Source organism: Bacteroidota bacterium, assembly GCA_018266835.1.
In the GTDB taxonomy this organism is placed as follows: domain Bacteria; phylum Bacteroidota; class Ignavibacteria; order Tepidaquicellales; family Tepidaquicellaceae; genus JAFDZO01.
In genome coordinates, this window is the sequence record JAFDZP010000002.1 from 710,919 (window position 1) to 734,553 (window position 23,635).

Genomic DNA, 23,635 nt, shown 5'->3' on the forward strand with positions numbered 1-23,635 from the left:
ACTAAGGCAATTTAATATTCTCAAGTTTTTTAGCTGTCCCGCTCTGTATAAGATTATCCATCATTTCAGCACCGGGTAAATCTATCACAAAAATTTCACAGTTAAAATACAATGCCTCTATAAGCGCAGTAGTATAAACGCCAATTACTTTTTTCCCGTCTGAGAGATGGGAATAAAGATTTTCATTTATACCTATAGTAGTAAAATTTTTAAACCCGGAAAGTTCTTCATATTTTTTAATACCTGATATAAATGTGTATTCATTCGGATGAGGCTTATAAAAAAAATTATACTTTGGATTATCTTTTACTAAACCAAAAATATTGTCTAAAATTCGTTCTGTCAATGTATCCTGTGAAAGTATTAAAACTTTATTAGGAATTTTAGCAACACCCTTGTATTTTTCCGCTTCTGTTTTCAGAGTATAATTTTCAATATACTCGATGTTATCTGAAGAAAGCGGCAGCTTGCATCCGCCCAGCCATGACTCCGACCACGCTAAAAATTTATCCGGAAAATAATCTAATTTATTTTCCGGTGAAGCCGGATAATGATAAATGATATCTTTCGAAGAAACAAATCCGTGCTGAATATCAATCACCTGAATTTTTCTTTTCTTACATTCACTTATAAGCGCAGCTTTATCACAGAAGTTAACAATGTAAATTTGTTTCGGTTTTTTTATTTCAAGCAGCTGCGAATAAAAACCGGACAGTATAAAAAAATTAATTAACTGGTTTTTGATAAGGCTTAACAAATTTAAAGTCAGGTTTAAATTAGTTTTAAGCTCTTTCCCCAGTTTATTAATTGAATCAAGTTCTTCCTGTGTAAATTCTAATTTAAAAGATTTTGATTTATAACCGACTGTAAGAAAAAAATAATCTAAATGTTTTGTGTTTTTAGTTTTTACTGAAAGTCTGTCAAAAAAATATGAAGACTGATAAACTGTATATTCTGAATTAGATTTTTTAAGCTGTAGTTTAATCGAGGCAGTGAAAGGGTCTATATACTCATTATTTATTTTTTGCTTTCGTGAACTTTCAAAAAGCAGTGTATCTATCTGCTGCTTATCTTTTAACGGATTATAAAAAAAAAAATTCTTCAGCCTCGAAGCTTTATTCAAAATTTTACTGAATAAACCGCTATTTAGAACAGAACCCTTTCCTTTCTGCTCAATATTTGAATTTATTGCGTTAATGTATATCAGATATCTTACAACCTGATAAATTTTTACTCCCTTTAGCTCCCAGTTGAGAAGATCGTGCTTAGCTTCAAGCTCAAGCATTTTATCTGTAATCTTTCCAATGGTATCAAATTTCATTTTTCTTTTTTAAAGAAAGTAATTTCTTTTTGAAATCAAAACCCTTTGTTACTTTATAGCAGACTGCTAAAGAAAAAATCAGATATAGAAACTGGGCAATTACCAAACCAACCGAAACTCCATCAATAGGAGACATTATTGAAGCAAAAAATTGCATCAAAAACCAGAATGCAGCAAGCTTAAAAATTAAAAGTATGGTAAGCCACTTAAACTCTTTTAAAGTGTTAAGAACATTTATACCAACACCTGCAGAATCTAAAACTCCGGCAATCAATGCCATCTGACATGCAAAAATCCCGGGAATATAATTCTGAAAATATTTTTCTATAAAAAACGGGATAGTGAACCAGCCTATTAACACTGCAGGAAAACCTATTAATAGCATTGCAAAGGCAGACTTCCATACCCACTTCCATAACTTTTTTGCATCGTTAAACTTTCCAAGATTGTATGACATCTGCGGATAAATGTACTGCCCTATAGCTGCAGGCAGCATTGCTATGCCGGATAAAATTGCAATAGCAGGCGAATAATATCCTACCACAACAACTCCGCCGATAGTCAGTAAAATTGTTCTGTTGAATGTTTTTGACAGGTCATCAAAATATCCAACGATATAAATTGGCAGTCCTGTTTTTATTAATTCTTTAAAAGAAGATTTAATAAATTTAGGTTTCACCCTGATAGGTCTGACAGCGTAAACAAAAACAGTGGTAAAAATACTTATAAGAACGGTTCTTAAAACTAATCCGTAATAATTCCAAAAATACGGAAGCACAATTGTTACAATTGTAAACCCGCTTATATACAACTGAATCTTAGAAAGTTTTACAAACTCATGATTAGCGCGGTAAGTAACATTCAGATATGTATTATAAAAAGCTGACGCAGTAATTAATCCTATAGAGAGGATACCAAATAAAAGTTTTATATCATTAGATACAAAAAAATAAACATATGCTGATGCAAGCACACATACGGCAAGCAAAATATAATTTAAGTATGTGATAAAAGCATTTGCAGTCTGCGCCAGCTTAACTATGTATTCATTATCACCTTTGCCTATGAAAAACGGAAGTTCCCTGTTCAATCCGCTTAACGCTCCAAGCTGTAAAATTGCAGCATATGACTGAATGAGAGACACGGAATTCCACATGCCAACATCCTCGGGAATAACCCACTTAATAATTATTATTCCGCTTATCAGCTTTACAACACTGAGTATTACCGAAGATGAAGAAAATAACAGCGCAGCTTTATTATTAAAAGTGGCTATTAGTTTTTTAGAACGTTCAATCAAGAGGGAGTAGGCAATAAAAGTTCATTTATGAGATGTGCAGTCTTTCAACAGCTTTTTTGTATTCAGTCCATTCGCCGGTATCTATCCAGGAATTTTCGCTGATAGGATAAACACCAACCTTACCTCCGTTATTTTTAATTGCCTCAATAAAATCTGTCATATCAAAATATTTATCTTCAGGTATAAAATTTATTGTGTCAGGATTAATAACATACATTCCTGTATTTACAAGATAATCATATTCGGGCTTCTCATTAATTTTAGTTAGCTCACCGCCATTTTCAATCTCGCAGATACCGTATGGAATTTTATATTTTTTAAATGATGCAGCAATAGTTAGATCAAATCCTTTGTTCTTATGAAATTCAACAAAGCTTGCATAGTCACAGTCAATTATTATATCACAGTTAGTTATAAATATAGGTTCTGAGAATTTTTTATTTAATAGTTTCATACTCCCTGCCGTTCCCAGCGGTTTATCTTCAACAACATACTCAACATTATACTCAGGAGCTAATTCCTCAAAATAAGATTTAATAATTTTAGCTTTATGATTAAGCGTCAAGTAAAAATTCCTTATATCGTTTTCAATAAAAAATTTATCTATGATAATTTCAATTACTGCTTTTTCTCCTATGGGAATTAACGGTTTCGGAAGAATTCTGGTAAACGGATCTAAACGGGAACCCTTCCCCCCCGCCATAATAACTACAGAATTAGTTAACTTTGTTTTGAAAGATTTATGTTCATGAAGGTCAAATATATTATTCCAGAAAAGTATATCAATTATTCTTTTATCTTTATCAAGTACCGGTATAGCTGATATTCTTAAATCTAATATTACCTTTTTTATTTCTTCTATATCATAATTTTCATATGCAAATGTCGGATTTTTAAAGCACACTTTTTCTGCAGTTAAATCCATATTCCCTTCCGATAGAATCCATCTTCTGATGTCACCGTCAGAAATTGAACCATATAAGCTTTCATTGTCATCGACTACAAATAAAATTCTTTCTCCTGCTTTATCAAGCATTGAGATAGCATCTTTTATTAAAACGTTTCTGTGTATTATAAATTTCTTATTTTCTTCTCTCAAATTCATATTCAAACATTAATATCATAAAACTTCTTTTTAGAAGAAATATTGTTTATATTTTTTTTAATTATTGTCAGCATTTGTTTTGCCGCAGTTCCGTTGCCGTACGGACTTTTATTTGCTGATGAATTTCTTTTTATACTTATTGCTTTTTTTATTCCTGAAACTATATCCGCTGTTCCACACTTAACGCTTATAATACTTTCACTCATTATTCTGCCTTTCTGTCTATCGCCAATATTAATAGTCGGAATTCCCATAAAAGGAACTTCAACAATTCCGCTTGAAGAATTTCCAATGACTAAATCAACATTCTTTAAAGTTGAAAGATATCTTTTCTGTCCGAGATTCGTGAATGCGTAAGCATTATTTCTCTTTGCGACAAATTTATTAACCATCTCAATTATTTCTCTGCCGCCTGTATCGGAATTCGGCATTGTAAAGATTAATTTCATTTGAGGAAATTTTTCTAAAGCTGATAGTACCTTTTCAAATTGTTTCTTTGGAGACTCTTTATCCAATGTAACAGGATGAAATGTTACTAAAGCAGTTTTGCTGTCAAATGTAAGATTTAAATCTTTTTCTAAATCCTTTTTTGAAATTAATTTCAGATTTTTAATATTGTCTAATCCTAAAGCTCCGACATTGTAAACCGATTTTGGATTTTCCCCCAGCTGAATAATTCTTTTTTTATAAATTTCAGTGGCAGCAAAGTGAAGCGACGACATTTTTGTTATTGAGTGTCTGATACCTTCATCAAACGCACCCTCAGTTGTTTCTCCACCTGCAATGTGTGCAATCGGAATATTCATTAAGTATGCACTTGTAGCAAGCGCCATCATTTCGTATCTATCTCCGAGAATAACAAGTAAATCGGGCTTTAATCTGTTAAAAACATCCGATGCCGATATCATTGCAAGTCCCATTGCTTTTACAATTGCAGTATCTGTATCTGCTGAAAGCAGCATTTCAATTTTTTCAGTAACTTTGAATCCGTCTTTTTCAATTTCATTCACAGTCATTCCAAACTCAGGAGATAAGTGCATAGCAGTAGCAATAATCTGCAGTTCAAGATTTTTATCTTTTTTAATAAGAGTCATTAACGGATTTAATAATCCGTACTCTGCTCTTGTACCCGTAGCTATGCAGATTTTGTTTTTCACAATTCTATAAATTCATCTTTAGAAAATTTTCTCTTCGCTTTTTTGCCAACAACTTCATTCCATCTCATAGGATTAATTCCGGAACCCGGTCTCTTCACAATCAAATTCTCATCAGTAAAAACTTCTCCCTCTTCTATATCATGCGCAGCTAAAATACTTTTGCGGGCTATTACTATATTTTTTTCTTCAGATGCTGCAATTTGTTTATCGCCGTCTCCCATTGCTAAATCAACATTACGGATGCATCGAACCATTTCTGCCAGCTCATAGGGTTCTAACGAAGCAAGATGGTCGGGACCTTCCATAGTTTTATCTAGTGTAAAATGTTTTTCCACGACAGTTGCTCCAATAGCCGCTGCAGCAATTGAAACTTCAATCCCTTTTGTATGGTCAGAATATCCGACATTAACATTAAATGTATCTTTCAATGTAAGCATAGCTTTTAAATTAACATCTTCAAGCGGTGTAGGATATTCAGTTGTGCAATGAAGCAGTGTGATTTTTTCTTTATCAGTTCCTGATGCAACAATTAAATTCAAACACTCTTCAACATCATTTAGAGTAGACATGCCTGTTGAAATTATAACATTCATATTCTGTTCGCCGATTCTTTTCAGATATGGATAATTTGTAATTTCTCCGGAAGGAATTTTCATATAAGGCATATTAAAGCTAAGCAAAAGCTCTAAGGATTTCATATCGAACGGAGTGGATAAAAACATAATATTGTTTTTTTCACAGTACTCTTTAAGCTCTTTGTATGCTTCCAGCGGTAAATGAATTTTTTTCGCCATCGCTATCTGCGAACCTGCTTCACCTGTATTGGTAATCTGATATTCTGCCTTCGTTGCATATTCAGTCATAACAAGTTCAGGAACTGCTGTCTGAAATTTCACTGCATCTGCCCCTGCTTTAACTGCTTCATTAATTAGTTTGTAAGCAAGCTTAATATTCCCGTTGTGATTTACTCCTGCCTCTGCTATTATAAAGGTTCTCTTCATTGTTCTGCTATATCAAGGATTTCGTATAATTTTTTGTACTCTGTATTAAATAAAAACTTGATCCCAAGTTTTTCACAAACTCCGTCTTTTTCAATCGAATCACCTATATAAATCATTTCTTCCGGCTTTATGTTGAAATCATTCAGTACCGTTTCAAATATCTTTAAATCAGGCTTTCTCATCGGGGGATTGAACTCATCAGAAATATAAATCTTATCGACTACAGATAAAAGATTCAAAACCTGAATTTTGTTTTTCTGGATTGTAACTCCTCCATTTGTAATCAGAATAATTTTGTAACCTTTGTTTCTGATTTTTTGCAGAACAGGTTTTACCCACTCAAAAGTCTTCAGGGTAAAATCAGGCTTATGATTTCTGTAAAAAGGAAGAATCTTATCTTTTACAAAATCATCCCATGTATTTGGTAGTTCATATCCGCTGTTAACTACTGCCTTATCAAACAATCTGTCAAAATCTTTTACATCAAATAGCTTCTGCATTTCTGCAAAAACTTTTTCTTTATCAAATCCGAATTTATATTCTACCGATTTTGCAATCGATTCAAAAAGAATTTTTTCATAATCCCATTGAGAATATAAAGTGTCATCTAAATCAAACCCTATAACTTTCAAATCAGATCCAGTAATTTATCAGTGTAAACTGCATTATCGTACCTTAAAACGTAAAAACCGGTTTTATATCTTATGCCGTTTATCTTTTCAAATGGAGTATTTTCAACATAATTTTTTATATGCTGAATCATATTTGCCCCTGCAGTATGTGATAAAGGATATCCGCCGCCGAATCGTGGATTTATTTCTCCGAGGTAAACCTTATCCTTTTCAATCATAACCTGTATATTTACCATTCCCTCAATTTTCAATTCACTTACAACTTTCTTGATCACATCTGCAACTTCGGGAATATTTACTGTCACTCCTTTTTCAACTTCTCCGCCTCTCGTACTGATTCTTTTTCTCTGACAATACTCTACTACATTTCCCTGACCGTCACCATAAACATCAACTGTAATTTCTTCAGAAAAATTTATATACTGCTGAACAATATATGAATCCGAATCTAATTTTTTAGTATCAGCTATGGATTTTACCTCATCAGGCGAAGCAAAATAAATTCCTTTAGAAGCAGAACCTGCCGAAGGCTTAAGAATTAATTTTTCGTGATTAGTGTCAGCAGCTTTTAAAAGATAATCTTTCAACAGCCATGTTTCGGGCTGTAATATATCTGTGTCTCTGAATCTTAAAAAGGTTTGATACTTATCGTTGGATAACTTAACAACTTCGTAGTCAGGTACACAGACATGAACTCCAATCTCATTAAATTTTTTCTTGTGTTTTGCAAACAATGGAAGCTCGGGATCAATTAACGGAAGTACAATCTGAGGCTTCTCTTTTTTACAAATTTCTAAAACATCATCTAAATATTTTTCATCTATTTTAAGCGGCACTTCATGAACTCTATCCAGAATATAGGCTGCCGGAGAAGTTTTAAATGCATCTGCGCCGATGAATTCATAACCTGAAAATTCTTTTTTAAAAAAACTTATCAGTTCAAATCTTCTTCCGGGAGATGTAAATAAAATTTTCTTTGTCAAAACTTTATTAATCGTCTAAACCTGTTTTGTTAACAGTGTGTCTTAGTTTCCAGTTACCGTCAGAATCTTTTCCCCATAAATGCGGTGAGCGGAATTTATCTGCAAGTTCAAAAAATCTTTCTTCAGTCATTCCAATATGCTCCATAATTTCTTTGAAATATCTGTCCGGGAACTCACCGTCAAATTTTCTTACCAGAGCAAGACCTTCTTCTCTTGTTAGATGCTTGTTTCTGATTTCCTGCGATGCATCATAGGTAGTTCTGCCTATTCCGAATTTAATAAACGTTGTATAATAATGTAAATCGTCAATCTTATCATCTATGCTGTTATATTTTGAATATGTTCCTTGTGTTCTGAAAGGGCGCGCTTTAAATCCTGTATGCTCTACTGCATGATAATAAACTTCCTGTGGCACCCATTTCAGATAGTATCCAAGATAATGAACTTCTATTTTTGATTTTTCAAGCTGGTCATGATCTGCCGGTAAAAACGTCATAAGGTCTGCAAGCTTCACATCATATTTTTCCATTAACTCTTCAATCGATACTCCTGCAAGATACATATCTTTTAAATGAGTCATGCTGAAGTAAGATTTATCTCTTAAAGATGTTGCATCGTCGGCAATAGGGTTTCCGTACTCAGCTTCATTCTCACCGTAAAAAATAAGAGGTATATCATAATTGATTGCAATTTTAGGTGCGAGATTTTTTTGTCCTAATATAAACGTCTGAAAAGGATGGAATAAATTTTCTATTGATAACCTTGTAAGCAGTTTCATAATCCTTCCGTTCTGCTTGAACATAAGATTATCAAAACCGCCAACCTCTACCCAATTTTTCCAGTTCTGATATCCGTAATCTGTATATAAAATCGGAGGCCATGTTATAGTTAAAGGATTCATTCCGTATTTATACTTTAGCATCCATGATTGATACGCACTGTCTTTTCCTCCGCTGCCGGGAACAATACAATCATACTTTCCGTCATTTCTTCTGTGCTTATCAAGAAGCTTTAATAATTCCTGTTCTCTTTTTTCCCAATCTATAGTTTCCTTACCTTCATTAACTTTGCAAGCATCGCATATTCCGTCTTCGCCAATATTCAAAGTTGTTTTCTTACTTTGTATTGTGTGCTTAAATTCAGGAGTTGAAGCCGGACGCTGATTTGACATAACGCACTTCTTACAGAACTTCACTTCTTCAGGTAATCCATAATAAGCTTCTAATTTCTTACTCATTAAATTATAATTTAAATTTTTTCTTTATGATTCTTAATTTCAGAACTCCAGTTCTGATAAATTTTTATTCCTTCCGTTCCGCTTTTTTCAGGATGAAACTGAAACGCGGTGATGTTTCCTTTTTTCACTCCGGAGCAATATTCAATTCCTTCGTAATTAGTCAGTGTCAGAATATCCTTTTCATTTTTTGGTTTCACGTAATAGGAATGAACAAAATACATAAACTCTTTTGATGAAGTGTCTTTCAGAATAGAATCACTCCAATGATTTTCATTTTTAGGTTCATATATGTGGTTCCATCCAATCTGAGGAACCTTCATAGTTTTTCCATCAGAAGTTGTATTTGGAAACTTTACAACATTTCCTTCAACTAAATCTAATCCTTTATAATATCCAAACTCTTCGCTTTCCGTAAATAATAACTGTAATCCTAGACATATACCAAGGAATGGTTTTCCTGACGAAACAAAATCTTTTATTGGTGAAACTAAATCGAGCCTGTTTAAATTATCCATACAATTACCAAAGGCACCGACACCGGGTAATATTGCAGCATCGGAATTCATTATAACATTTTTATCTTTTGTAATAATTGAATTCAAACCAACATACTTGCATGCATGGTCAACACTGAACATGTTCCCCATTTCATAATCTATAATTGCTACCTGAAATTTTTTATCTTCACTCATTGTGTGTACCTGCAGTCTATTCCGTTATCACTTAGATATTTTTTTATATCCTGAATTTCTGCTTTGTCAATTTTTCCGAATGTCTTACCGCTGTTTATAAATGTTACATTTCCTTCGGCGGAAAATTCATTAACTGATTTATTTTTGGCAGCATAATTATAATGAAGCATTGATGCAACTGAAACTGCATCTGCATGTCCTTCTTGAATTACTTCTTTGAAATGTTCTAATTTCCCGGGACCGCCGTGAGCAATCACAGGGATTTTCACATTATCAGAAATTTTTCTGGTTAGCTCCACATCAAATCCTTCGCCCGTACCTTCTTTGTCGACAGATGTAACTATCAATTCGCCCGCACCAAGTTCTTCTGCTCGCTGCGCCCATTCAAACGCATCAACCCCTGTGTATTCACGTGCGTTATCAGTGTAGCACAAATATTTTCCGTCGTTCTGTTTTATTGCTTCTATTGCAATAACAATTGTAGAAGAACCGAACGCTTCGGATGCCTGCTTTATTATTTCAGGATTTTTTATTGCAGCTGTATTCAACGAAACTTTATCTGCGCCGTATCTTAATACTTCAGTTATATCTTCTATGGTTCTTAATCCGCCGCCGACTGTTAAAGGAATAAATATTTCCTTCGCTGTTCTTGTAATAATATCTTTCAGGCTATTCCTGTCATACAAACTTGCAACAACATCCATATACAATAATTCATCTGCGCCGCTTTCGTTATAATATGATGCAAAATCTTCAGGTTTACCCATAACTCGCAAACCTTCAAGGTGAATTCCTTTTACTAAGTTCGGACCTTTTATATCAAGTCTTGCTATTATTCTATGGTTCACTTAAGGCTAAACTAATTTTTGTTTATAATATAACTCGGCAATTTTCAAATCTACAGGTTCATCAATATCAACGGAAGAATAGTAAGGCATGATGTAACTTAAAGTCTTAGGAGTCTGAAAGGTTTTATATTTCTCAAAATTTTTTATATCAATTAAATATATAGCGCCGTTTATAAAGTATGTAATAGGTATATCCTGTCTTCTTTTCTCACTCTTCACATCAAATAGATTTTCAATAAATCCCTTTTGATTAATCTTTCTGGATAAATATGGACTTTTAATGTTTTCTGTTACAGATATTAATGAAAGAGCTTCCTTGTTTGCTACAAACTTTTTGATTGAATTATCAATCTGTTCTGATTTTCTGAATGGTGATGTGGGCTGCAGAAGTAGCAAAGTATTATAATCATTGCCGCTCTTTTTCAGATAATCTATAAAATGCAGAATTACATCTGTGCTTGTAGCTTTATCTGATGCTAAATTTTTGGGTCTTTTAAAAGGGACTTCAACAGGAAATTTCTTGACTGAATTTATTATCTCGTCTGAATCTGTTGATAAGAAAATTTTATCAATATATTTTGATTTCAGCGCGCTCTCAACCGTCCAGTGTATTAATGGCTTTCCGCAGAAATTTATAATATTCTTTCTCGGAATACCTTTTGAGCCTCCGCGGGCAGTTATTAACGCAGCTATTTTTTTGTTTTTGTACAGAGAGTACGGAAATGAATTCTATGAAGATGAACTATTTATTCTTTAGTGCTTGTATTACTGTATCGATGTTTTCGTCAGTCAGATTTACGCTGCAAGGGATATTAAGAGTTTCTTCCAGCATTTTGTAAGCATGTTCTATTTTATAAGAATAATTATTCTTGTAAGGTTTTTGTTCGTGATTTAAGAACCAAACGGGACGTGTCTGAATTTTCTGTTGCCCTAATTTTTCCATCAATTGTTCTCTGTCCATTCCATATACATTTTTGTCAATTCGCATTGCGTACATCCACAAATTATTATCAGCATGCGAAGGTGTGCAGTTAATTTTTAATCCTTCAATTTTGTCAATTTCGGATTTATACTTATTATAGTTTTTCTTTTTTATTTTTAAATATTCGGGAAGAACTTCCATCTGAGCAACTCCGATTGCAGCCAATACATTTGGTAATCTGTAATTATATCCTACTTCATGATGTACATACCTTACTTCATCATCTTTTGCCTGAGTTGTAAGATATTTCGCTTTCTCAGCTTTCTGTGAATCATTAGTAACTATCATTCCACCGCCGCCCGTTGTAATAATCTTATTTCCGTTGAAAGAAAAACAGCCCATTTCACCGATGGTTCCTGTGAATTTATTTTTATTCTTTCCTTCTAAGTAATATGTCCCTAAACTTTCGGTTGCATCTTCGATAACTGCAATATTTCTTTCTTTGCATAACAAAACCAATTCATCCAGCATAATTGCGCTTCCGAAAACATGGACGGGAATAATTGCAGAAATTCTTTTACCTGAAATATTATTGTATGTGTATCCGTTTTTATAGCTTGTCTGAGTTTTTATAAATTCAATTGTCTTCTCAATATCAATGTTGTAGAAATCATCACTGTCCATAAAAACCGGCTCGGCAAAAGCATACCTCACTGCATTTATGGGAGCTATGAAAGTTAATGTCGGCACAATTACTTCATCTCCCGGTTCAACACCACAAAGTAAGAGTGAAATGTGAATCGCTTCAGTACCGTTAACACATGCTATTGCAAATTCTGATTTCGTGAAGTCCCTTACCGTCTCTTCAAAAAGATTTACATATTTTCCTGCTGTTGAAACCCATTCGGTATCAAGACATTCTTTTACGTACTTCCATTCATTGCCTTTAATGGAAGGAACTGATAATGGTATCATTAATAGATTAGATTGATTGAGTTAATTTGTGTATCAGGTGTTCTGGTAAGCTTTTGAATACGGGTCTGCTAAAACTTTATTTTTTATTATAGAATTAACTTCTATGACTCCGTCTTTAAGGTGTTTTGTTATTTGAAATCCGAGTGTATTTTTTATCTTTGAAAAATCCACTCTGTAGTCTCTAGGGTCTTCATCTTTCTGAACGTATTTTACAATTGTTTCAGGAATAACATTTATTATTTCATCGGCAATCATTTTCTTCTGATAGTTTTCATCTGTATCGCCTACTCCGAAAACATTCTGATTTACAAGTGAAGCATCACTTTCAATTACGAGTATCACTGCTCTTGCAAGATCTTCAACATGGCAGTACGGTCTCCAGAATTGTTCTCCGAAAATTACTAACTCTTTTCCTGATGCAGCATCGCGTGTAAATTCATTCACTGTCAAATCAAATCTCATTCTTGTTGATAATCCGTAAACAGTAGCAAACCTTAACGCCGTTGCCACGAATCCGTCACGCAATTTAGATTCAAGAAGATATTTTTCAAATTTCACTTTCAATTCAGCATACAATGAAACAGGATTCAATGCTGACTCTTCAGTTACAAAACTGTCACCTTCCATCTTTCCGTAATTACTGCAAGTCGACGCAAAAACAAATCTTTTAACATTGCTGAGAGTATTGCATTTATCAAACAGAAGCTTTGAACCTTCCCAGTTAATAGAGCGTGCCTCATCTGCATACTTAGAGCATGCAGGATCACCCACGATTGCAGCTAAATGAGCTACAGCATCTGCTTCTTTTAATACTTCATCAAGTATTTTCTCATCACGTATATCGCCGTGAACAAAATTGAATTTTTTATTATTATAGAATGAAAGCATGGAGTCTCCTCCAAAGCTTAAATTGTCAAGCCCAATTACGTCATACCCCTTATCTAATAAGAGTCTTGTTAGTGTAGAACCTATGTATCCGGCGCAGCCGGTAACTAATATTTTCATTATGCTTTAGGGTCCTGTTTTTGGTAATAGTAATAATAATTATAATAATAACCGTAGGCTGTCTTGAAGTTAAAGTTATTCAGAACTGCTCCAAGTAAATTATGCGGATTTATAGAGCTCAATCTTACATAACTCTTCACAAATGCTTCAAACGGAGTTTTATCTGCCTGGGCAACAAGTATTGTTCCATCAGTCATATTAAATAAAATTTCTGCATCAGTAACCGTAATAAACGGCGGCGAGTCAAGGACAATTATATCAAATTTTTCTTTCATCAATGCTAAGAAATTTTTCATCTGCACAGAACCTAAAAGTTCTGAAGGATTCGGAGGAATTGTTCCGCTTGTAATGAAAGACATATTGTCTAACTGAGTCTTTCTTACTATTTCTTCGAAAGCAACATTTTTAAACAAGTAATCACTTAAGCCGGGGTATCTATCTACACCTAATGCAGAGTGAACTCTCGGTTTTCTTAAGTCACAGTCAACAAGTAATACTTTTTTACCTGCCTGAGCAAATGTACCGGCTAAGTTAAGAGCTACAATTGTTTTACCCTCTGAAGGAATGGAGCTGGTTATTAAAATTGTTTTAATGGGTTCAGATTCCAGCTTGGAAAATTCTACACGCGTTCTCAGTGCTTTGAATGATTCCGCTATCGGAGATTTCGGTTTTATAGCTACAATAAATTCCGAGCCGGCAATTGACTTATCTGTCATTCCTTCAATGTTCGGAATCCATGAAAGCACACTCATGCCTTTGTTTTCAATCTGTTCAGGAGTCTTGATTGTTTTATCTAAGAAGTTTCTTGTGAACGCAAAAGCTAAACCAAGTGCTAAACCAACAATAACACCTGATAAAAGTATTATTCCTTTTTTTGGTTTTACAGGACCGAAATCATCAACACCAGGATCAAGAAGGAATGCATTCGCAATTCTTGCTCTTTCGTTAATTGTTGCTTCCTGATATTTTTCTTCCAGTATTAAATATAATTTTTCAGCGGAAGTTGCTTCTCTTTCAAGTTTTGCAAGTTCAATGCTTTCTGAAGGAAGTTTAGCAAAGTCACCTTCATATTTACTTAAGAAAATTTTCAAAGAAGCAGCTTTTGATCTTAGAGCCTGATTCTGAATAGCTGCATCTAAAAGTTTGGATGATAGTTCTTTCTTTTCTTCAGGAGTATTTGCCAGAACACCGGCTGAAAGCTGTTTAACTTTATCGTTTAAATTCTTTCTAAGCTCTGCAATCTTTATATTAGCTTCGTTTGTCAGTTTTTCCTTTACAGCAGGATCTTTAATTGTAGAATTTTCCAGATCGCGCTTTACTTCATACTCTGCAATTTGTCTTTGAAATTCTTCAACATATGATTTTGAAACCACACCTTGCACGTAATCATACATGGTAGGGTCTATTTTGCTATACTCATTTTTCAATGTAGCAAGTCCGTTATCGGAAGCTTTTAATTCTATTTCCGCAGCATTTTTCTGTGCATCATATTGTGATATTGTAGCTACTAAATTCTGAGCCTGAGCATCTAATATCAATAAGCCGGTTCTTTTTTGGAAATCTTCAAGCTTCGCTTCTGCAGAATTTAAATCATTGAACTTTTTTTCCTTTTCCTGTGCAAGAAACTGTTTTACCGCAGTAATATCTTGTCTGGAAAGATCTTTCAGATAGCTTACATAAATATCAGTATAAGTCAAGGTTATCAGCTGGGCTTCCCTGAAAGAAGGACTTTCAACACTTAGCTCTACAGCATCCAAACCTTTCTTTTGAGAGATGCTTACTAATCCTATCAAAGACTTTCTTAATCCTTCCGGAGAAATGTAAGAAATTTTTCCGTCTTTAGATTTACTTACCAGGAACGCAAAATCTTTATAGTCCGTATTGTTTTTGAGCGAATCAATTATTGCAGTCGCCGCAACATCTCTGATATAAAAACTTTTCAGTACTTCAATCTGATTTAAAATATACCTTTCAGTTCTGTAATCGCCAAGCTCCGCAAAAGGGTCAGCAAGAATACTTCCCTTGGGGTTATCAATTTTTAAGACTGTAGTAGAGCGATAAATATTTTTTGCGAAATACAGATAGGTAAAAGTACAGGCAAGCGCAACAATGAATATGATTAAGATAGGAAGGAAGTTCGCTCTGATTACATTAATATAGAACTTGAAATCAGCTCCTTGCTCATTAGAAATAGAATCTAATAGTTCCCTATTAATTTCAGAGTTAGTGTTTTTTTTGTCCATAAACAGATATTACATTAAAAATACAAAATAAAATAAATTAAATAAAATTTTCTAAATAATAATAGACCAGCACAATTGTGAGTCCCATTATTACTATATAAAACAATAAGGTTCTAAACCAATGTTTGGCTAATTTATAGGTGAAATACTTTCCGCGCCATTGACAAATTCTACAGAAATATGTGCGGAAGAAAAATATTTTCGCTAATTTATCAGCAAAGCCTCTTGAGCGATACTTTTTTAATGACCCTACTTCTCCGCAATTTTTACATCTGGCAAATTCCGGGTTACTCCGACTTAATACTTTAAAATTCATTCTTAATTATTTCTTGAAATTGTTAAAACTAAAATCCCAAGTGAAATTAGTACAGAGGCAATCGACAGAATAAATGAAAGATTGTCTCTGAAAAAATATCTTGGCCCCCCGGGCACTAATACAATATCGCCTGAAGTTAAAACTGGATTTGGTTTAGACTGTGTAGAAATCTGTTCACCCCAAAGATAATCATTATAGTTTAAATTAATAATCTGATCACTGCTTATTCGTAATGTATCATTTTTAGGTCTTATAATTCTAACATTTTCAAGTTTAGAATCCGGGATAGGTCCTCCCCCTAAAGTTAATAAATCTAAAAAAGTCGTGCCTTTCGGTATCAGGTATTTACCGGGATTTTTTACATATCCCCAGAGATTTACTTCTATATTAACTTTTTCTTTATCTGCGTAGTTATAATAATTTGCGCCCGATATTCTCAACTCTTCGGAACCAATTTTTTCTTTGCCATCCTGAGCCAATAAATTGCCCGAAATGCATAGGAATAGAAACGATAATAAGTAAAATTTTAATTTCATTGAATTATAATTTGGGAAATATCCTGCTAAGATACAAAAAATAGAAAAACAGGAATTTAAAGGATTTCGAATTTAAAAGAAATATAAAAAACTTAATTAATACTATTGAATTCTTTAAAAATGTTGTATTACTCTATCTTTAATATAATCACCTATTGATAACGAAGATGTTGCTGCCGGTGAAGGCGCATTACAAACATTAAGCATCCGTTCGTTTTCTATAATCAAAAAATCGTCAATCAATTTTCCATCTTTGCTGCATGCCTGGGCTCGCACACCTGCTCCGCCTGCCTCTAAATCATCTTCTGTAATTTCCGGTATCAGCTGCTGAAGAGCGTGAGTAAAAGCTGATTTTGAAAACGAACGGTACATCTCACCCATTCCAGTTCTCCAGTATTTTACTGCAACTTTTAAAAATCCGGGATAAGTTAATGAAGAGAAAAGCTCTCCTAAATTTATTTGTGACTTTGTGTAGCCCTCTTTTGCAAATGCGAAAACTGCATTAGGACCTGCTTCAATTCCGCCTTCAATCATTCTGGTAAAGTGAACTCCTAAAAATGGGAATGCAGGATCGGGCACCGGGTAGATAAGATTCTTAACAAGATACTGTTTCTCTTTTTTAATCTTGTAATACTCACCTCTGAAAGGAATTATTTTAAAATTTGTCTCTGAGGAAGCAAATGAAGCAAGCTTATCGGAATACAATCCTCCGCACGATACAACATAGTTTGATTCATATTCATGTTTATCAGTTGTTACAATATTCTTAGCGTTTACTTTTTTTATATTCACAACTTTTTCGTTAAACTTTGCATCGCCGCCTTTAGCTTTTATCAGTTCCAGTAGTTTTTTCGATACCTGCTTATAATCTACAATTCCGGTTTGCGGTACTTGTATTCCTTTAATGCAGGTTACGTGAGGCTCTATCTCGTTTACTTCTTCTTTTGTTAAATACTTTAAATTTTTAAGTCCGTTCTCATTTCCCCGTATAAAAATATTATCAAGCGCCGGCAGTTCTTTTTCATTTAATGCTACAATTACCTTTCCGCAAAGTTCATACTTTATTCCGTTAGCATCACAAAACTTTAATAGCTGGTTATATCCGTTAATACAATTAGATGCTTTTAAGCTTCCCGGCTTATAATAAATACCTGAGTGAATTACTCCGCTATTATTTCCGGTCTGATGCATTGCAACATCATTTTCTTTTTCAAGAATCAGAAGCTTAATATTTGGCTTAGCTAAAAGAATTTTATACGCTGATGCAAGTCCTACTATCCCTGCACCTATAACTATTACATCGTAGTTCAAAAGTTATTCATTTTTATCTTTCAGAGAATAAATTCTTTCAATAATATCAACCACTTTTAATCCTTCAAGTGCATTTGTTGTTATTGTATTCCTTCCTTTTATAACATCTATTACATTTTCGAAAATATAATGATGATTAGCTGCAGAACCTTTATAGTCTCCGTAATCATTTGCAGGATTTACAGGACCTAACTTCGGCAATGTATAATTTTTAATATTACAATACTCGACTTCATTCATATACTGTCCTCCAATCTTCACACCTCCGTTACTTCCGATTACAGTAATACTGCTTTCCATATTGGTGTTCCAAACTGAAGTTGAATAATTAATGCATCCCATTCCTCCATTAATAAAATCAAAACTTACCATACCAGAGTCTTCGAAATCTGTCAGACCTGCGTGATTAAAATTATTGAATTTTGCCTGAATATTTTTTATATCTCCGAACAACCAGTACATAATATCTATGAAGTGAGAAAACTGGGTAAACAAAGTACCACCGTCAAGCTCTTTAGTACCTTTCCAGTTTCCTTTTTTGTAGTAACGTTCGTCTCTGTTCCAGTAACAATTTAACTGAACCATATAAGTATCACCAAGAATTTTGTTTTCAACTACTTCTTTTATCCATTGTGAAGGAGGAGAATATCTATTTTGCATTACGCAAAATACATGTCTTGATGCCTGTAAAGCCTTGAAAATAATTTTCTCGCAGTCAGCAACAGTCAGAGCCATTGGCTTTTCGCAAACAACGTGCTTTCCGCTTTCCAATGCTTTAAGTGAATGCTCTGCGTGCAGCCCGTTAGGAGTTGCAACGCAAAGCACGTCAAACTTTATATTGGAATTCAGCATATCATCAATTGAAGAAAAGAATGGAACGTTGTAATTTTCAAGCCCCAGTTTTTCCTTCGGAAGAATATCGCACATTGCAGCAAGCTCGGACTCATCATTTCTGTTTATCATTTCAGCATGTCTCTTGCCTATATGGCCCGAACCGACTACTGCAAATTTTACCTTCTCGTTACGCTGCATTTAAATTATTAAGCTTTGTAAAGTTTTTTACCTTTGAATTTCTTGAATGCATTTCTTGAATCAACAATAATCTTCGCATTCTTAAATATCATTTCATGATCGTAATAACTATGGTCGGTTGATACAAGTATCAGATCATATTTTTTTATAGCTGCAGGTGTTAACTTCACAGATTTTTTCTTGTATTTATATTCTCTTGTTTCCGGGGTTGTTTTGCAATACTCGTCATTGTAATCTACGATTGCGCCGTCATGTTCAAGTAATTCGATTAATTTTAATGATGGTGATTCTCTTAAATCATCAATGTCTTTTTTATAAGCTAATCCTAAAAGAAGAATTTTAGAACCTTTTAAACATTTTTTGTTATCATTAAGAGCATGATATACTTTTTCTACAACATAATGAGGCATATATGTATTTACTTCACCTGCAAGTTCAATGAACTTGGTTGAAATTTCATATTCCCTTGCTTTCCAGGTTAAGTAGAAAGGATCGATCGGAATACAGTGTCCGCCTAATCCGGGACCGGGATAGAATGGTGTGTAACCAAACGGCTTTGTAGAAGCTGCCTCGATTACTTCCCATACATCGATATTCATTTTATCAAAAACAACCTTCAGCTCATTTACCATTGCAATGTTAATCGATCTGAAAATATTTTCAAGAAGCTTTGTAGCTTCTGCAGCTCTTGTTGAAGATACAGTAACCACTTTGTGAATAACTTTTTCATAAACCATCTTACCAAGCTCTGTACATAACGGAGTTAATCCCCCAAGTACCTTTGGAATAGTTGCAGTTGTATATTTTGCATTGTTCGGGTCTTCCCTTTCAGGTGAGAAACATAAATGATAATCTTTTCCTGCTTTCAAACCTGACTTATTGAAAATACCTACGAGAACTTCATCCGTTGTTCCGGGATAAGTTGTGCTCTCAAGAGAAACGATATGACCTTTTCTCAGGTACTTTACAATTGTTTCACCGGTGTTTGTGATATAGCTTAAGTCCGGCTCTCTGTTTGCATTTAACGGAGTAGGAACACAAATAATAATCACATCAACATTTTTCAGCTTTGAAAAATCTGTTGTAGCATCAAGCATTTTTCTATCAACAGAATCTTTAATATGTTCTGTGGGAATATGCTTTATATAGGATTCCTTGTCCTTTAATATTTTTTTGACTTTAAAATCGTCTAAGTCTAAACCGAGGACTTTTATGTTGTTCTTGCAAAATTCCAGCGCTAAGGGCAGCCCTACGTACCCTAAACCGATTATCCCTACTGTAAAATTATTCGATTTGATTTTCTCTTTGAGGTTCACTTTATACCTTCCTTTATGTTTGTGTGTTTTATTTAAAGCTTTCTATTGTAATTCTTAAACCTTCTTTGAAATTCACAAGAGGTTTGTAATGCAGATTTGTTTCAGCAAGATTTATATCGGCAAATGAATGCTTAATATCTCCTGCTCTTGGTTCTTTGTAAATAGGTTTTACATCTTTACCCAAAATCTCATTTATATCTGTAACAAGCTCGTTAAGTGTTATTCTTCCGTGGCATGCGCAGTTCATGGCAATCCCCGATTCGCAGTCAGTTGTTGCTGCAAGAATGTTCCCTTCAATAACGTTTCTTACAAATGTAAAATCTCTGCTCTGTTCTCCATCACCAAAAATTACAGGAGATTCACCTGCCATTATTGCTTTTATAAATCTTGGAATAACTGCTGAGTATTGTGAGTTCGGGTCTTGTCTCGGTCCGAATACATTGAAATATCTTAGCGCGACAGTTTTAAGTCCGTATATTCTCGTGAATACATTACAGTATTTTTCACCTGATAATTTTGAAACTGCATATGGTGATAACGGATTAGGAATCATTGATTCATCTTTCGGCAGTTTAGGATTATCTCCGTAAACTGATGATGAAGATGCGAACACAATCTTCTGTACATTATTTTTTCTTGCTGCTTCTAAAATATTCAAAGTACCTGTAACATTTACTTCGTTAGATGTTATCGGGTCATTGATTGAGCGCGGAACAGAAGGTAATGCTGCCTGATGCAGAATTACATCTATACCCTGAACTGCATCTTTTACTATGTGATAACTTCTTATATCACCTTCAATCAGTTCAATATCGTTTCCGTAAGATGTTAAATTCTCTCTTTTTCCTGTAGAAAAATTATCAAGTACTCTCACTTCATAGTTTCTTTTAAGCAGTTCACCGACAATATTTGAACCGATAAATCCTGCACCACCTGTTACTAAAAATTTCATACTGGGATTGTGTTAAAAGTTTTAAACAAGGCTCCGCCAATTACCTCCCATTTTCTTTTCAAAAAAATATAAGGTATCAGCGGGGAAATTCTTTTAAACCATAATACTGTAAATAAAAATTATTGTACTACTTCCTGCTACAACTCAGATACTATTCCGTTCTCAAACTTGTACTTCTTGTTTGACTGCTCGCAAAACGCTTCACCATTATCATCAAAATTTAATCTCTTTCCTGCTTCACTTACCCACCCGATAATCCTTGCCGGATTGCCGACAACCAGCGCATAATCCGGAACATCTTTTGTAACAACACTTCCTGCTCCGACTAAGCAATGCCTGCCAATAGTATTCCCGCAGACAATTGTCGAATTAGCACCGAGTGATGCGCCTTCTTTCACTAATGTTTTAATATAAAATGCTGCACCGACTTGCGGATACTTACACTTAGGGTCTAAAATATTTGTAAACACCATTGATGGTCCGCAGAAAACATAATCTTCAAGAGTTACACCTTCGTAAATAGAAACATTATTCTGAACTTTTACAAAATCCCCTATAGAAACATTATTACCGACATTTACATTTTGCCCGAACACGCATTTTTTTCCAATCTTTGAACCGGTTTGTATATGAGAAAAATGCCATACCTTCGTGCCTTCGCCAATTTCTACACCGTCATCTACAACTGCATATTCATTTACATAATAATTTTTATCCATGAAGAATCTGTTAGGGCTTTTCTTATTTATTTAAAAATTCAGTAATTTTATCAGCAACAAATGTAATCTGCTCAGTAGTAAGCTCAGGATAAATAGGTATTGCCAGTGATGTATCTGCACAAAACTCTGCCATAGGGAAATCACCTTTCTTATGATTCAGGAATTGAAAACACTCCTGAAGATGGAATGGAATCGGATAATAAATTTCGTTTCCTATTTCATTTTCTGATAAGAATTTCTTCAGTTCATCTCTCTTTTCAATTCTGATGATATACTGATTGTAAATATGATAATGCTCTCCTGCAGTTTTTTTGTAAACCGCTGCCGGCAATAAAATTTTATTTTTTGCGTTGAACGAAGTAACGCCTTCTCTCTCTGCAATTCCTCTTTCAAGAAAAAGTTTTGTATAAAGCTCAGCATTCTCCTGCCTTCTCTTAGTCCACGAATCCAAATAAGGTAATTTTACATTAAGCACAGCTGATTGAATTTCATCTATTCTGAAGTTTGCTCCGATGAATTTGTGATGATATTTCGGCTGCCCGCCATGAACTCTTAAGATTTTCATTCTTTCGTATAAGAAGTCATCGTTTGTAGTTACAAGTCCAGCATCACCGAACCCGCCAAGATTTTTACTTGGGAAGAAAGAGAAACATCCTATGTGCCCGATTGAACCGACTTTTCTTCCGTCTTTGTATTCTGTTCCGATTGCCTGCGCGCCGTCTTCAATCACTGTAAGATTATGCTTCTTTGCTATTTCCATTATAGGGTCCATATCTGCAGATTGTCCATAAAGATGAACAGGAATAATTGCTTTTGTCTTAGGAGTGATTGCTGCTTCTATTTTTGCAGGATCAATGTTGAATGTTACCGGGTCGCTATCAACTAATACGGGTTTTGCATTAAGTCTGCTTACAACACCTGCTGTAGCAAAGAATGAATATGTAGGAATTATAACTTCGTCGTCAGGTTTTATATCGATTGCCATTAAGGCAAGAAGGAGTGCATCAGTTCCCGATGAAACACCGAGAGAATATTTACAGTCAAGATATTTTGCGCATGAAGCTTCAAGCTTATCAACTTCAGGTCCGAGAATAAAGTATTGGGATTCTGCGCATTTTATGAGCGCTGCATCAACGTCTTTTTTTATTGTTGCATATTGGGCTTTAAGGTCTAATAATGGTACTTTCATTAGTTATATGTATTAATTTTTTTAAGATGGCTTATTTCATCAGCAAACAGTTCTATCGATAACGAAGCAGATAGCTCGGTTATATTTATTAGCAATTTGTAATGTCCCCTGGTTTCACTTACTATTCCCTGTAATCCTGAAAGCGGTCCGCTTGTAATCAAAACTTCATCACCTTTCTGGAAGGTCTTGTTTTCAACGTTTACTCTCTCAGCAAGATTTAGTGAAATTTTAATTAAATCGATTTCTTTTGCTGAAACTATAGCCGGGCGTTTCTGATACATCACATACTTCAGTGCGCCCACCGTATTCGATATTGCGCTGATTCTTTCATCCGGATTTGCGTGAACAAACAGATATCCTGAAAATAACGGCTTGTGAATTCTTTTCTTCCTGTCAGACCAGACTCGTATCGTTTCAATTTCCGGCAGAAATGCCTCTATTTTTTTATCTTCAATTTGCTTAAATACCTTTTTTTCAAATAAGGGTCTCGTCTGAATTACGTACCATTTTTTATCATTATCCATAGGCAAAAATGCTAGCCGTAATATATTTAGATTATCTGAAGTGCATTTGAAAAATAAAAAATGCCTCTGGGATTAATTTTAAAAAAGAGTTTGGAATAGGAATCTTTTTTGGGAATAACAGCGGATAGCAGGCAAGAAAAAAGGGATAAATTTAATTCTCTTTGAACTGCTTGGGTATTAAATTTCTTTATGAATTTTATAATTTTTTTTAAAACTATAAAAGCTTCCAAACCATAAACAGATGTTTCAAAATAATCCTTAAAATAGCGATTTATTGAGCATTTTTCAATCCTTTATTTTGTCGGAGACCCATACCAAA

Annotated in this window: 22 protein-coding genes; all 22 read right to left on the bottom strand. The window is 34.2% G+C overall.

The annotated features are described in order from the left end of the window. Position 1 precedes the first annotated feature (1 nt). Complete coding sequence (locus tag JST55_04920; protein MBS1492824.1) at positions 2-1,321, bottom strand: hypothetical protein; 1,320 nt, start codon at positions 1,319-1,321, stop codon at positions 2-4. Further along, positions 1,311-2,621: an oligosaccharide flippase family protein gene (locus JST55_04925; GenBank protein ID MBS1492825.1), complete on the bottom strand. Its 1,311-nt coding sequence runs from the start codon at positions 2,619-2,621 to the stop codon at positions 1,311-1,313. Before JST55_04925 ends, JST55_04920 begins: the two co-directional genes overlap by 11 nt. 25 nt (positions 2,622-2,646) lie before the next feature. Further along, entirely contained in the window at positions 2,647-3,720 is a 1,074-nt protein-coding gene (locus JST55_04930) for a CBS domain-containing protein (GenBank protein ID MBS1492826.1), read from the bottom strand. Positions 3,721-3,728: 8 nt separating this feature from the next. After that, on the bottom strand, positions 3,729-4,883 hold the full coding sequence (neuC, locus tag JST55_04935; GenBank protein ID MBS1492827.1) for a UDP-N-acetylglucosamine 2-epimerase (hydrolyzing): 1,155 nt from the start codon (positions 4,881-4,883) through the stop codon (positions 3,729-3,731). Continuing rightward, positions 4,880-5,884 carry an N-acetylneuraminate synthase gene (neuB, locus tag JST55_04940; protein ID MBS1492828.1) on the bottom strand — a complete coding sequence of 335 codons (1,005 nt, stop codon included), beginning with the start codon at positions 5,882-5,884 and terminating at the stop codon, positions 4,880-4,882. The genes neuC and neuB overlap by 4 nt, the downstream gene beginning before the upstream one ends. Further along, complete coding sequence (locus JST55_04945; protein ID MBS1492829.1) at positions 5,881-6,516, bottom strand: HAD family hydrolase; 636 nt, start codon at positions 6,514-6,516, stop codon at positions 5,881-5,883. The genes neuB and JST55_04945 overlap by 4 nt, the downstream gene beginning before the upstream one ends. Then, entirely contained in the window at positions 6,513-7,499 is a 987-nt protein-coding gene (locus JST55_04950) for an ATP-grasp domain-containing protein (protein MBS1492830.1), read from the bottom strand. Before JST55_04950 ends, JST55_04945 begins: the two co-directional genes overlap by 4 nt. 7 nt (positions 7,500-7,506) lie before the next feature. After that, the gene (locus JST55_04955; protein ID MBS1492831.1) at positions 7,507-8,736 is read right to left on the bottom strand and encodes an N-acetyl sugar amidotransferase; all 1,230 of its coding nucleotides are present in this window, start codon (positions 8,734-8,736) and stop codon (positions 7,507-7,509) included. A gap of 11 nt (positions 8,737-8,747) precedes the next feature. Further along, positions 8,748-9,428: an imidazole glycerol phosphate synthase subunit HisH gene (gene hisH / locus JST55_04960; GenBank protein MBS1492832.1), complete on the bottom strand. Its 681-nt coding sequence runs from the start codon at positions 9,426-9,428 to the stop codon at positions 8,748-8,750. Then, positions 9,425-10,276 (bottom strand): imidazole glycerol phosphate synthase subunit HisF, encoded by an 852-nt coding sequence (gene hisF / locus JST55_04965; protein ID MBS1492833.1) that lies wholly within the window; start codon positions 10,274-10,276, stop codon positions 9,425-9,427. The genes hisH and hisF overlap by 4 nt, the downstream gene beginning before the upstream one ends. Positions 10,277-10,282: 6 nt before the next feature. Then, positions 10,283-10,987, bottom strand: coding sequence for an acylneuraminate cytidylyltransferase family protein (locus tag JST55_04970; GenBank protein MBS1492834.1), 705 nt, complete (start codon positions 10,985-10,987; stop codon positions 10,283-10,285). 31 nt (positions 10,988-11,018) lie between these two features. Next, a complete protein-coding gene (locus tag JST55_04975; GenBank protein MBS1492835.1) occupies positions 11,019-12,173 on the bottom strand; it encodes a LegC family aminotransferase in 1,155 nt (384 codons plus the stop codon). A gap of 33 nt (positions 12,174-12,206) precedes the next feature. Then, positions 12,207-13,178 (bottom strand): NAD(P)-dependent oxidoreductase, encoded by a 972-nt coding sequence (locus tag JST55_04980; protein MBS1492836.1) that lies wholly within the window; start codon positions 13,176-13,178, stop codon positions 12,207-12,209. Next, a complete protein-coding gene (locus JST55_04985) occupies positions 13,178-15,421 on the bottom strand; it encodes a polysaccharide biosynthesis tyrosine autokinase (protein MBS1492837.1) in 2,244 nt (747 codons plus the stop codon). The genes JST55_04980 and JST55_04985 overlap by 1 nt, the downstream gene beginning before the upstream one ends. Before the next feature lie 318 nt (positions 15,422-15,739). Continuing rightward, positions 15,740-16,273, bottom strand: a complete 534-nt coding sequence (locus tag JST55_04990; protein MBS1492838.1) for an SLBB domain-containing protein — start codon at positions 16,271-16,273, stop codon at positions 15,740-15,742. Between the two features lie 114 nt (positions 16,274-16,387). Further along, the gene (gene lhgO / locus JST55_04995) at positions 16,388-17,584 is read right to left on the bottom strand and encodes an L-2-hydroxyglutarate oxidase (protein ID MBS1492839.1); all 1,197 of its coding nucleotides are present in this window, start codon (positions 17,582-17,584) and stop codon (positions 16,388-16,390) included. A 3-nt stretch (positions 17,585-17,587) separates the two neighbouring features. After that, entirely contained in the window at positions 17,588-18,616 is a 1,029-nt protein-coding gene (locus tag JST55_05000) for a Gfo/Idh/MocA family oxidoreductase (protein MBS1492840.1), read from the bottom strand. A gap of 8 nt (positions 18,617-18,624) precedes the next feature. After that, complete coding sequence (locus JST55_05005) at positions 18,625-19,932, bottom strand: nucleotide sugar dehydrogenase (GenBank protein MBS1492841.1); 1,308 nt, start codon at positions 19,930-19,932, stop codon at positions 18,625-18,627. A 28-nt stretch (positions 19,933-19,960) separates the two neighbouring features. Continuing rightward, positions 19,961-20,884 (bottom strand): SDR family oxidoreductase, encoded by a 924-nt coding sequence (locus JST55_05010; protein ID MBS1492842.1) that lies wholly within the window; start codon positions 20,882-20,884, stop codon positions 19,961-19,963. Between the two features lie 137 nt (positions 20,885-21,021). Continuing rightward, positions 21,022-21,603, bottom strand: a complete 582-nt coding sequence (locus tag JST55_05015; GenBank protein MBS1492843.1) for an N-acetyltransferase — start codon at positions 21,601-21,603, stop codon at positions 21,022-21,024. A 22-nt stretch (positions 21,604-21,625) separates the two neighbouring features. Further along, positions 21,626-22,792, bottom strand: a complete 1,167-nt coding sequence (locus tag JST55_05020) for a DegT/DnrJ/EryC1/StrS family aminotransferase (protein MBS1492844.1) — start codon at positions 22,790-22,792, stop codon at positions 21,626-21,628. Beyond that, a complete protein-coding gene (locus JST55_05025) occupies positions 22,792-23,316 on the bottom strand; it encodes a UpxY family transcription antiterminator (protein MBS1492845.1) in 525 nt (174 codons plus the stop codon). The genes JST55_05020 and JST55_05025 overlap by 1 nt, the downstream gene beginning before the upstream one ends. Positions 23,317-23,635: the final 319 nt, after the last annotated feature.

Bases quoted from the DNA above. Each gene is read 5' to 3' on its own strand.
- JST55_05010 (MBS1492842.1), bottom strand. From the start codon at position 20,884: ATGAAATTTTTAGTAACAGGTGGTGCAGGATTTATCGGTTCAAATATT.
- JST55_04985 (MBS1492837.1), bottom strand. From the start codon at position 15,421: ATGGACAAAAAAAACACTAACTCTGAAATTAATAGGGAACTATTAGAT.
- JST55_05015 (MBS1492843.1), bottom strand. From the start codon at position 21,603: ATGGATAAAAATTATTATGTAAATGAATATGCAGTTGTAGATGACGGT.
- JST55_04980 (MBS1492836.1), bottom strand. From the start codon at position 13,178: ATGAAAATATTAGTTACCGGCTGCGCCGGATACATAGGTTCTACACTA.
- hisH (MBS1492832.1), bottom strand. From the start codon at position 9,428: ATGAGTGAAGATAAAAAATTTCAGGTAGCAATTATAGATTATGAAATG.
- JST55_05000 (MBS1492840.1), bottom strand. From the start codon at position 18,616: ATGCAGCGTAACGAGAAGGTAAAATTTGCAGTAGTCGGTTCGGGCCAT.
- neuB (MBS1492828.1), bottom strand. From the start codon at position 5,884: ATGAAGAGAACCTTTATAATAGCAGAGGCAGGAGTAAATCACAACGGG.
- JST55_05025 (MBS1492845.1), bottom strand. From the start codon at position 23,316: ATGGATAATGATAAAAAATGGTACGTAATTCAGACGAGACCCTTATTT.
- JST55_04955 (MBS1492831.1), bottom strand. From the start codon at position 8,736: ATGAGTAAGAAATTAGAAGCTTATTATGGATTACCTGAAGAAGTGAAG.
- JST55_04975 (MBS1492835.1), bottom strand. From the start codon at position 12,173: ATGATACCATTATCAGTTCCTTCCATTAAAGGCAATGAATGGAAGTAC.
- JST55_05020 (MBS1492844.1), bottom strand. From the start codon at position 22,792: ATGAAAGTACCATTATTAGACCTTAAAGCCCAATATGCAACAATAAAA.
- JST55_04920 (MBS1492824.1), bottom strand. From the start codon at position 1,321: ATGAAATTTGATACCATTGGAAAGATTACAGATAAAATGCTTGAGCTT.
- JST55_04990 (MBS1492838.1), bottom strand. From the start codon at position 16,273: ATGAAATTAAAATTTTACTTATTATCGTTTCTATTCCTATGCATTTCG.